The sequence below is a fragment of the Saccharothrix deserti genome, assembly GCF_009769385.1.
Classification (GTDB): domain Bacteria; phylum Actinomycetota; class Actinomycetes; order Mycobacteriales; family Pseudonocardiaceae; genus Actinosynnema; species Actinosynnema deserti.
Genome location: NZ_VKAB01000091.1, coordinates 1 through 11,677 on the forward strand (window position 1 = coordinate 1; position 11,677 = coordinate 11,677).

At 71.3% G+C, this 11,677-nt stretch carries 4 protein-coding genes and 1 pseudogene; all 5 read left to right on the plus strand.

Annotation, left to right across the window (positions count from 1 at the left end):
- The first annotated feature begins 16 nt into the window (after positions 1-16).
- A complete protein-coding gene (locus FM051_RS48500) occupies positions 17-4,120 on the plus strand; it encodes a type I polyketide synthase (RefSeq protein ID WP_274383911.1) in 4,104 nt (1,367 codons plus the stop codon).
- Between the two features lie 2 nt (positions 4,121-4,122).
- A complete protein-coding gene (locus FM051_RS48505; protein WP_158854575.1) occupies positions 4,123-5,118 on the plus strand; it encodes a bifunctional lysylphosphatidylglycerol flippase/synthetase MprF in 996 nt (331 codons plus the stop codon).
- 24 nt (positions 5,119-5,142) lie between these two features.
- A complete protein-coding gene (locus FM051_RS48510) occupies positions 5,143-6,072 on the plus strand; it encodes a diacylglycerol/lipid kinase family protein (protein ID WP_158854577.1) in 930 nt (309 codons plus the stop codon).
- Positions 6,073-6,078: 6 nt separating this feature from the next.
- Entirely contained in the window at positions 6,079-7,557 is a 1,479-nt protein-coding gene (locus FM051_RS48515; RefSeq protein WP_158854579.1) for a flavin-containing monooxygenase, read from the plus strand.
- 66 nt (positions 7,558-7,623) lie between these two features.
- Positions 7,624-11,677, plus strand: a pseudogene (locus tag FM051_RS48520) (type I polyketide synthase); the annotation flags it as partial.

The following is an 11,677-nucleotide window of genomic DNA, read 5'->3' on the forward strand; positions in this document are numbered from 1 at the left end:
GGGGCGGGAAGCGCCGTTGTGGTTGGGGTCGGTGAAGTCGAACATCGCGCACACGCAGGCGGCGGCCGGTGTGGCCGGTGTGATCAAGATGGTGGAGGCGATGCGGCACGGGGTGCTGCCGGCCACGTTGCACGTGGACGCGCCCAGTGGGCACGTCGACTGGTCCGCCGGTGCGGTGGAGTTGTTGCGGGAGAAGCGGGACTGGCCGGTGAACGGTCGTCCGCGCCGGGCGGGCGTCTCGTCGTTCGGGTTCAGCGGCACCAACGCGCACGTGATCCTGGAGGAGGCGCCGAAGGCGGCCGAGGCCACCGCTTCGCGGCCGGTTGCGGTGCCGTGGGTGCTGTCCGCCCGTACCCCGGAGGCGTTGGCCGGTCAGGCCGCCCGGTTGCGCGAATTCCTCACCGATCGGCCCGGCACCGACGCGGCCGACGTGGCCGCGACGCTGGCCAGGCGGACCGCGTTCGAGCACCGGGCCGTGCTCGTCGGCGGCACCACGGCGGATCTCGTGGGGCGGCTGGACGCGGTGGCCGGGACGTCCGTGTTCGGGATGTCTGCGTCCGGTGGGAAGACGGTGTTCGTGTACCCCGGCCAGGGTGCGCAGCGGCTCGGGATGGGGCGGGCGCTGTACGAGACGTTCCAGGTCTTCGCGGAGACGTTCGACGCGATCGCGGCCGACTGCGCGCTGCCGTTGCGGGACGTGCTGTGGGGCGACGACTCTCGCGCGCTGGACGAGACGTTGTACGCGCAGCCGGCCCTGTTCGCGGTCGAGGTGGCGCTGACGGCGCTGCTCGAGTCGCTGGGCGTGGTGCCCGACGTGGTGCTGGGGCACTCGCTGGGTGAGATCACCGCCGCGCACGTGGCCGGTGTGCTCAGCCGGTCTGACGCGGTGGCACTGGTGATGGGGCGGGCGCGGCTGATGACGGCGTTGCCGTCCGGCGGCGCGATGGTGGCGGTGAACGCCTCCGAGGCGGTGGTCGCGCCGCTGCTGACCGCCCACGCCGGGATCGCCGCGGTGAACGGCCCGGACGCCGTGGTGCTGTCGGGCGAGGAGGCCGAGGTGCTGGCGATCGCGGACCAGTTGCGCGGTGTCAAGACGACCCGGCTGGCGGTGTCGCACGCGTTCCACTCCGTGCTGATGGAGCCGATGCTGGCCGAGTTCCGGTCCGTGGTGGCTCGGCTGTCGGCCGCGTCGCCGCGGATTCCGCTGGTGTCCAATCTGGACGGTCGCTTGATCGGAGACGGCTACGGCGCCGGGGACTACTGGGTCCGGCACGTCCGGGAGCCGGTCCGCTTCGGCGACTCGATCGCCACGGTGCTGGGTCTCGATCCCGGCGCGCGGTTCGTCGAGGTCGGGCCGGGTTCGGCGCTGACCACAACGATCCGGCAGGCGGTGGAGGCGCCTGCGGTGCCGTTGCTGCGTTCCCGCCGGGACGAGGTCGTCTCGTTCACCGAGGGACTGGGCTCGGTGTACGTCCACGGCGGTCGGGTGGACTGGCCCGCGCTGATCGGGGAGCGGCCCCGCGTCGAGCTGCCGACTTATGCCTTCGTGCGCAAGCGGTACTGGCTCAACCCGGAGCCGGTCGGTGGGGACGCGGGCAGCTTCGGGTTGAGCCCGGCCGATCACCCGTTCCTGGGTGCGCTGGTGGAGCGGGCCGGATCCGGGGACGTGCTGTTCACCGGGCGGCTCGCCCTGGACGACTTTCCCTGGCTCGCCGAGCACGCCGTGGGTGACGTGGTGCTGTTGCCGGGTGCGGCGCTGGTGGAACTGGCGCTTTCCGCCGGGGACCGGATTGGTCGCCCGGTGGTGCGTGAGCTGGTGCTGCGGGCCCCGCTCGTGTTGCCGGAACACGGCGGGGTGCACCTGCAGGTCGTGCTCGGTCCGGATGGGCCGGACGGTCGGTCGGTGTCGATCCACTCCCGGCCGGACGGGGTGCCGGGTGCCGCGTGGACGCGCCACGCGCAGGGTTCGGTCGGGCCGGCGGTCGGCGCCGTGCCGGAGTCGCGTTCGGCCTCGCCCGGCGGCGGGTCCGTCGCCGAGCCGGTGCACGACGACTCGATCTGGCCGCCCGCCGCTGAGCCCGTCGACATCACCGCGGTCTACGCGCGGTCACGGGAGCTCGGGTACCGGTATGGCCCGGTGTTCCAGGGGCTGACCGCCGCATGGCGTGGCACCGAGCAGATCTGGGCCGAGGTCGTGCTTCCCGAGCAGGCACGCGACGGGCGGTTCGCCGTTCACCCCGCGCTGCTCGACGCGGCGCTCCAGGCCACCGCGTTGCTCGGCATCACGACCGAGGCCGGGCAGGTGCTGTTGCCGTTCGCCTGGGAGCAGGTCGAGGTGTACTCCGCCGGGGCGACGCGGCTGCGGGTCCACGCCACCCGGACCGGGGAAGGGCGGGTCACGATCGCGCTGGACGATCCGTTGGGCCGTCCGGTCGCCCGCGTGCGGGCGCTGACCCTGCGCGGCGTCGCGCCCGATCAGCTGCGGCGGGACGACGACACGGTGTTCCGGCTCGACTGGAGTCCTCTCCGGGTGTCCGAAGAGGACGGTTCCGGTGAGTTCGACGTGCTGAAGTGCGACGGCGACTGGGACGGTGACCTCCGGCAACTGCGGGCCGTCCTGCACGACGCGGTGCTGGACGTGCGCGCCTGGCTGCGGGACAACCGGGGAGGCGCGGCGAGGCTGGTGGTGCTCACCCGCGCCGCGGTACCGGTCGGCGGCGAGCAGGTGAATCCGCAGGCGGCGGCGATCTGGGGGCTGCTGCGCTCGGCGCAGTCCGAGAACCCGGGAAGCCTGGTGCTGGTCGACGCCGACGAGCAGCCGGCGACCGCCGTGCTCGGCGCGCTGGCCCGCGGTGGCGAGGACCAGATCGCGATCCGGGACGGTCAGTGCTACGCCGCTCGACTGGTGCCCGCCGGGCAGGCGGAACCGGAGCGGTTGCCGGCGGCGAGCAGGACCGTGCTGGTCAGCGGCGGGCAGGCGGGCTCGGACCAGCTGCCGGATGCGGGCGGAACCGTGCGGATCACCGGCGGGCGGGCGACGGAACCAAAGCAGTCGGCGACAGGCGGGACCGTGCTCGTCACCGGCGGAACCGGCATCGTCGGCACGACGCTGGCCCGCCGCGTCGCCCAGCTGTCCGGAGCGTCGCGGCTGCTGCTGGTGAGCCGTACCGCCCCCAAGCCCGACACCATCGAGGAACTGGGCGATCTCGGCACCGCGGTCGACTGGGTGTCCTGCGACGTGGCCGACCGGGAGGCGGTGGCCGAACTGGTTGCCTCCGCCGGACCGCTGCGCGGGGTCGTGCACGCGGCCGGCGTGCTCGACGACGTCGTTTTCGACGCGCTGACGCCCGAACACCTGGACGCAGTGCTGCGGGCCAAGGTCGACGGCGCCTGGCACCTGCACGAGCTGACCCAGGAGCTGGAGTTCTTCGTCCTGTGCTCCTCGCTGGCCGCGCTCATCGGATCGCCGGGGCAGGCGAATTACGCGGCGGCGAACGCGTTCCTGGACGGGCTCGCCGTACACCGGCGCGCGGTGGGCCTGCCCGCCCAGTCGATCGCCTGGGGCCTGTGGGACGCCGACAGCGGCATGGCGGCCGGCCTGGACGAGGAGGCGGTGTCCCGGCTGCGGCGCTGGGGTGTCCGCCCGATGTCGCGGCGGAGCGCGCTGGCCCGGTTCGACCGGGCGGTTGCCTCGGGCGGTCCTCACCTGGTCGCCGCCGACCTGGACATCGCAGCGTTGAGGGAGATGAGCGAACGGGCCGGAGTGCTCACGATCCTGCGTGGGCCACGCAGGACGGCCGCGGACGCGGCGCCCGACGACCTGCTGGCCGAGCTCGCCGCCATGGACGAGCAGGACTGGCGTCGGCGGGTGCACGAGGTCGTGCTGGGCGAGCTGGCCGCGGTCCTGGGCTACTCGGACAGCGCGGACATCGACGTCGCCGCCCGGTTCGAGGACATGGGGTTCGACTCCCTCAGCGCGATCGAGTTCCGGAACGGACTGACCGCCCTCACCGGCATGAGAATTCCGCCGACGGTGGCGTTCGACTACGCGACCCCGGCCGAGCTGATCGATTTCCTGGTCGAGGAGTTGACGGCGATGCTGGCAAAGGGGAAAGGCTGACCATGGGAAGCCTCCTGACCAACGATCAGCAGTACGTCGTGGAAATGCTCCAGGAGCACTCGGAGAATCCGAGTGGGTTCCTGGCCCTCAACGACGGAAACCTGTACTTCCGGGACCCCGAGATCGACGGGATCATCTGCTACCGCTCCGTCGGGCGGTACTGGATCCAGTTCGGCGGTCCGATCGCGGGTGCCGAGGACCGCGGCGAGCTCTTCGACCGGTTCCGGCGGTCGGCACGGCGGGCGAACCGGCGGGTCGTTGCGGTCCAGATCCCGAGTGGCGACGCCGGGCTGTACGCCGAGCGCGGCCTGCGGGTGAACCAGCTCGGCATGTCCTACGCCGTTGAACTCGCCGACTTCTCCTTGCGCGGCAAGAAGTTCGTCAAGCTGCGCAACAAGATCTCCCGCGCCGGGCGGCTCGGCGTCGAGCCCGTCGAGGTCGGCCTGGACGGGCACGAGGCTGAACTGGGCGAGATCGACCGGGCGTGGCTGCGTTCGAAAGGGCGCTTCACCAAGGAGATCGAGTTCATGATCGGCGAGGTCGGCGGCGCGGCCCAGAGCATGCGCAGGCTGTTCCTGGCGCGGCTGGACGGACGGCCCATCGCCTACATCTCCTTCTCGCCGGTGTACGGCGAACGGCCCGGCTGGCTGCACGACCTGAGCCGCCGGCTGCCCGACTCACCGCCGGGGGTGATGGAGGCGATCAACAGCGGCGCGATCGAGAAGTTCCGCGCCGAGGGCGTTCCCTGGCTGCATTTCGGGTTCACGCCGTTCACCGGGCTCGACCCGGAGCACGGCCTGCCGACCGCCAATCCACGCGTCGACCGGCTGTTCCGGCTGCTGGCCACCAAGGGGAGTTTCCTCTACCCGGCGCAGAGTCAGCTCGAGTACAAGATGAAGTGGAATCCGAATCACCTGGTTCCCGACTACATCGCCTTCGAGGGCCGGGTGTCGCCGTCCATGGTGTTCAGCCTCGCCACCGTCGCAAACCTGATTTGAGCAAGAAGGGGGAGTGGTACGCCCATGCGTGTACTCGCAGTGGTGAACAAGACAGCCGGTGGCCCGACCGATGACTTCGTCGCCGAGCTGGAGGCCGTGCGCACCATCGAACTGGAGGTCGTCCGGACCGCGGGCCCGGAGGACGGCACGCGGTGCGTGGTCGAGGCGGCCACCCGTCGGCCGCGCGACGTGGTGGTCGCGATCGGCGGGGACGGCACGGCCGGTGAGGTGGCCCGTGGCGTGGCCGCTGTCGACGAAGCGACGCGCCCGGCACTGCTGGTCGCCCCCGCTGGCACCGGGAACTCCAACTTCCGCGGGCTGTGGGACGACCTGCCGTGGCCGGAGGTCGTGTCGGCGGTGTTCACCGAACGGCGGTTCGAGATCCGGCCGATGGACCTGATCCACCTCGCCGAGCTGGACACCGCGACCCTGCTCGGCGTGTCCAGCGGGGCGGTGCCCGAGTGCCTGGTGATCGCGCCGACGCTGCCGCTGACCGGGCGGGAACGGCTGCTGACCGCCGCCTTGCAGGTGCTCAACACCTACGTGCCCTATCCGGGCCGGGTCGTGGTCGACGACGAGGTGCTGTGCGAGTGCGCCACGCTGCTGGCCATCGTCGGCGGCGTCCGGTACCGCGGCGGCCTGCTGAAGATGCTGCCGAAATCGGTGCTGGACGACGGACTGCTCGACGTCTGCGTGATCGACTCCTCGGCCTCGATCGAGGAGCTGGCCACCGCGGCGCTCACCGGCGACATCACCGACGTCGCGGGCGTGCACTACGGCCGCGGCCGCACAGCGCGACTGGAACGGACCGACGGCGCGCCGATGAAGCTCGAGCACGACGGCGAGCTCGAAACCGGTGCGTACAGCTCCTACCAGCTCCAGGTCGTGCCGCGGCCCATCTCGGTGGTCGTGCCCTCTCCCGCTCCCGACTGCTTCACCGACTCCGAGAGGTGAGCTCCGTTGGCTGACAAGCCCGAGATCGTGATCGTCGGCGCCGGTCTCGCCGGCATCTGCGCCGCCATCAACCTGCTCAAGAAGGGCGTCCGGGACTTCGTGATCCTGGAGAAGGCGAGCGGTGCCGGCGGAACGTGGCGGTACAACACCTATCCCGGCTCCGCCTGCGACGTCGTGTCCAACATGTACTCGTACTCCTTCGCGCCCAAGGCCGACTGGGAGTCGACGTACGCCGGCCAGCCGGAGATCCAGCGCTACGTCGAGGAGGTGTTCGACACCTACGGCCTGGGGCGCGTCACCCGGTTCGACACCGAGGTCCTGTCGTACACCTACGACGACGCCACCGATCGCTGGCAGGTCCAGGTGGCCGGTGGCGAGGTGCTCACGCCGAGGGTCGTCATCGCCGGGATCGGCGCGCTGCACAACCCGAACATCCCGAAGTTCAAGGGCGCGGAGACGTTCGCCGGCGAGATCGTGCACTCGGCGCGGTGGAATCCCGACCTCGACCTGACCGGCAAGCGGGTCGCGGTGGTGGGCGTCGGCTCCAGCGCGGTGCAGATCGTGCCGGCGATCGCCGGGCAGGCCGCGCACGTGCACGTCGTGCAGCGCACGCCGCAATGGGTGCTGCCCAAGCCCAACCGGCCGTTCAGCCGGTTCGAGCGGTTCCTGTTCCGGGTGCTCCCGGTCAGTCAGAAGGTGTACCGCAACGTCGCCTACTGGAGCCACGAGCTGGCGATCATCGCGTTCATGCACCCACCGCTGCTGAAGGTCTTCAAGGCGGTCTCGCTCCGGACGCTGCGCAAGCAGATCCCGGACCCGGAGCTGCGCGCGAAGCTCACGCCGGACTACACGATCGGCTGCAAGCGGATTCTGCTGACCAGTGACTACTACCCCGCGCTGATGCGGGACGACGTCACCCTGGTCGACTCGGGCATCGCGGAGTTCGAGGTCACCGGTTTCCGCACCGAGAACGGCGAGTTCCACGAGGCGGACGTCGTGATCCTCGCGACCGGTTTCGCCACGGACAACCGGCTCGCCGAGGAACGGATCACCGGGCGCGGCGGCCTGACGATCCAGGAGGCCTGGCGCGACGGCATGCGTGCCCACCTCGGCACCACGATCGCCGGGTTCCCCAACTTCTTCCTGATGATGGGCCCGAACTCCGGTGGTGGCAGCCAGTCGATCCTGTTCGTGATCGAGGCACAGGCGCACTACATCGCCCAGTGCGTCCGCATGATGCGGGCGGCGGGCGCGCGGTCGCTGGAGATCCGCGCGGACGTCGAACGCGAGTTCAACAAGCGCATCCACGCCAAGCTCGCCCGTTCGGTGTGGAACTCGGGCGGCTGCGACAGCTGGTTCCTCGACCGGTCCGGGCAGAACCGGCAGGCCTGGCCGGGTTCGAGCGTCAGCTACTGGCGGCTCACCCGGCAGCCGAGCAAGGAGTGGTTCGAACTGCGCGGCCGCTCGCTCGAAGCCGCTCGCTGACCTGCATCCTCGTCTGAAGGGGGACTTTTCATGGCTACCGAGGAACGTCTTGTCTCCGCGCTGCGCAACTCGCTCGCGGAGAACCAGTCGCTGCGTTCACGGCTCTCCGAGGTCGAGGGCCGGGCGGCGGAACCGATCGCCATCGTGGGCATGGGGTGCCGGTTTCCCGGCGGCGTGACGGGCACTCAGGAGCTGTGGGACATGATCGCCGGCGGACGGGACGCGGTGTCCGGCTTTCCGGTCGACCGCGGCTGGGACGTCGAGGGGATGTACGACCCCGAGAAGGGGGTCGAGGGCAAGTCATATGTGCGGGAAGGCGCCTTCCTGCACGACGCCGGTGATTTCGACGCGGGGTTCTTCGGGATCAGCCCGCGGGAGGCGGCGGCGATGGATCCGCAGCAGCGGTTGCTGCTGGAGGTGTCGTGGGAGGCGCTGGAGCACGCCGGGATCGACCCCAAGGCGCTGAAGGGCTCGGCCACCGGCACCTACACCGGCATCTTCTACGAGGAGTACGCGCCCCGGATCTACACCGAACGCGACGGCTACGCCGGGCACCTGGTGGCGGGTACGCTGCCCAGCCTCGCGTCGGGCCGGGTGGCGTACGTGCTGGGGCTGGAGGGTCCCGCGGTGTCGGTGGACACGGCGTGTTCGTCCTCGTTGGTGGCGCTGCACCTCGGCGTGCAGGGGCTGCGGGCGGGCGACTGCTCGCTGGCGCTGGTCGGCGGGGCGACCGTGATCTCGTTGCCGTCCACCTACATCGGGTTCTCGCAGTTGCGGGGTTTGGCGCCGGATGGGCGGTGCAAGGCGTTCTCGGATCGGGCTGATGGTTTTGGTCCGGCTGAGGGTGTGGGTGTGGTGGTGCTGGAGCGGTTGTCGGATGCGCTTCGGTTGGGGCATCGGGTGTTGGCGGTGGTGCGTGGTTCGGCGGTCAACCAGGATGGTGCGTCGAACGGGTTGACGGCGCCGAGCGGTCCGGCACAGCGACGGGTCATCCAGGACGCGCTGGCCAGCGCCGGGCTGACCACGGCCGAGGTCGACGCCGTGGAGGCGCACGGCACCGGCACACCGCTGGGCGACTCGATCGAGGCGCAGGCGTTGTTGGCGACGTACGGTCAGGGGCGGGAAGCGCCGTTGTGGCTGGGGTCGGTGAAGTCCAACCTGGGGCACACGCAGGCGGCGGCCGGTGTGGCCGGTGTGATCAAGATGGTGGAGGCGATGCGGCACGGGGTGCTGCCCGCCACGTTGTACGTCGACGCGCCGAGCACCAAGATCGACTGGTCCGCCGGTGCGGTGGAGTTGTTGCGGGAGAACCGGGACTGGCCGGTGAACGGCCGTCCGCGCCGGGCGGGCGTCTCGTCGTTCGGCATCAGCGGCACCAACGCGCACGTGATCCTCGAAGAAGGACCACCGCCACAGCCTGTTGTGGACATCGATCGGCCTGCCCTGGTGCCCTGGGTGCTGTCGGCCCGCAGCCCGGAGGCGCTGGCCGGTCAGGCGAGCCGGTTGCGGGACTTCCTGGCCGACCGGCCGGACATCGATCCGGTCGACGTCGCCGTGGCGCTGGCCAAGCGGTCGTCCTTCCCGCACCGCGCCGTGGTGCTGGGCGAGGATACCGAGGGACTGGTGCGACGGCTGGACGCGGTGGCGTCCGGGAACGACGCACCGAGCGTGCTCACCGGGCATGCGTTGCCGAGCGAGCGCACGGTCTTCGTCTTTCCGGGGCAGGGATCCCAGTGGGCGGGCATGGGTCGGGAGCTGCTCGGGTCCTGGCCCGCGTTCGCGCGTGCGCTCGAGGACTGCGCGGAGGCGCTGGCGGAGTTCGTGGACTGGAACCTGCTCGATGTCGTGCGCGGTGAACCGGGCGCGCCGGGACTGGACGCCGTGGACGTCGTCCAGCCGGTGACGTTCGCGATGTACGTCGCGCTCGCGGCGGCCTGGCGGGAACTGGGCGTCGTACCGGACGCGGTCATCGGCCATTCGCAAGGGGAGATCGCCGCCGCGCACGTCGCGGGCGTCCTGTCGCTGCGCGACGCGTGTCGCATCGTCGCGTTGCGCAGCCGGGCGGTGCTGGACATCGCCGGGGAAGGCGGCATGGTGTCGGTGCCGCTGCCCGAAGCCGAGGTGCTGGAGCGGCTGGCGAAGTGGCCGGACCGGATCGGGGTCGCGGCGGTGAACAGCCCGGCGACCACGGTCGTGTCGGGTGAGGCGGTCGCGCTGGACGAGATGCTCGCGGCGTACGAGTCCGAGGGCGTGCGCGCCCGCCGGATCCCGGTGAACTACGCCTCGCACTCACCGCAGATCGACACCGTCGAGCGGTCGCTGCGCGCCCGACTCGGCACCGTGGAGCCGAACTCGGCTGCCGAGGTGGAGTTCTTCTCCACGGTCCGGGGTGGCCTCGTGGACTCGGCCGTGCTCGATGCGGACTACTGGTACCGCAACCTCCGCGACACCGTCCGGCTGGACCTGGCGGTGCAGACCGCCTACGCGCAGGGCTACCGGCGGTTCCTGGAGATCAGCCCGCACCCGGTGCTGACGGTCAGCGTGCAGGAGAACTGCGAGAGCGTGGCCGCGGACGAGGACCGGTACTTCACCGGGGGCACGTTGCGCCGTGACGACGGCGGCGTGCACCGGCTGCTGACGTCGGTGGCCCAGGTGGACGCCAGCGGCCTGCCGGTGGCCTGGCGCGCGCTGCTCGGCGGTGGCACCGGGGCCGTGCTGGACCTGCCGACGTACGCCTTCGCGCACAAGCGGTACTGGCTGAACGCGGACTCGGGCGGTGGTGACGCCGGGAGTCTAGGGGTGGCCGGGTGTGCGCATCCGCTGCTGGGCGCGGTGGTGGAGCAGCCGTCGTCGGGCGGGGTGGTGTTCACCGGGCGGATCGGGCTGGATTCCCATGCGTGGCTGGCGGATCACGCCGTGGGTGAGGTGGTGCTGGTGCCCGGTGCGGCGTTGGTGGAGTTCGCGTTGTTCGCCGGTGATCGGGCCGGGTGCGGTGTGGTCCGTGAGCTGGTGCTGCAGGCGCCGTTGATTCTGCCGGAACGCGGCCGGGTGCACGTCCAGGTGGCCGTCGGGCCCGCGGACGGCGACGCGCGGAGCATCACGATCCACTCCCGGCCGGAAGGCGTCGAGGAGGGTGGCTGGACCCTGCACGCGCAGGGCACCGTCGCACTCGACACCGGGGTGGTTCCCGAGCCGCGCGGTGACCTTGCGTGGCCGCCTGCCGGGGCACAGGCGGTCGATGTGGCAGGCGCCTACGAGCGCGCGCGGGAACTGGGGTACCGGTACGGGCCGCTGTTCCAGGGGCTGACCAAGGTGTGGCGCGGGCCCGGCGAGGGCGGTGCCGAAGAGATCTGGGCCGAGGTCGAACTGCCCGAACAGGTGCGGGAGCAGGCAGGCGAGTTCACGATCCACCCGGCGCTGCTGGACGCCGCCATGCAGGCCGTCACCTGTCTCGGCCTGCCCGTCCCGGACGGCGCGGTGCTGCTGCCGTTCACGTGGGAGGCCGTCGAGGTGTTCGGCGTGGGCGCCAAGGCGTTGCGCGTCAGGATCCGGGACGCCGGTGATGGCCGGGTCGACCTGCTGCTGGAGGACTTCGCCGGCCAGTTGGTCTGCCGGGGCGGCCTGGGGGTGCGCGGTGTGGCGCTGGTCGATCTCGGCGCCGGTGCGCCGGAGCACGAGTTGTACGGCGTGGACTGGGTTTCGCTCGAGGTGCCCGCGACCGAAGACGTCGCCGAGGTGCTGCGGGTGGTGGACACCGACGTGCCGGCGGTAGTGGCGAAGGTTCGTGCGTGGCTGGTGGACTCCGACGATGCCGAGAGCCGCCTCGTGGTGGTGACTTCCGGTGCGGTCGGCACCGATGGTTCGGACGGGGTGCCGGGGCTGGTCGGGGCTGGTGTCTGGGGAATGGTCCGGTCGGTGCAGACGGAGAACCCCGGCCGTGTGTTCTTGGTGGACGTGGACGACTGGTCGGCGATCGACGCCGGTGTCGCCGCGGTGCTGGCGTGCGGTGAGGGGCAGCTGGCGGTGCGGCGCGGGACGTTCCGGGTGCCTCGGGTGGTGCGGCTGGCCGGTGATGCGGTGGTCGGGTTGCCTTCTGATGATTGGCTGTTGGGTGTTGCGG

Coding starts and splice junctions, on each gene's coding strand:
- FM051_RS48505 (WP_158854575.1), top strand. CDS start 4,123: ATGGGAAGCCTCCTGACCAACGATCAGCAGTACGTCGTGGAAATGCTC.
- FM051_RS48510 (WP_158854577.1), top strand. CDS start 5,143: ATGCGTGTACTCGCAGTGGTGAACAAGACAGCCGGTGGCCCGACCGAT.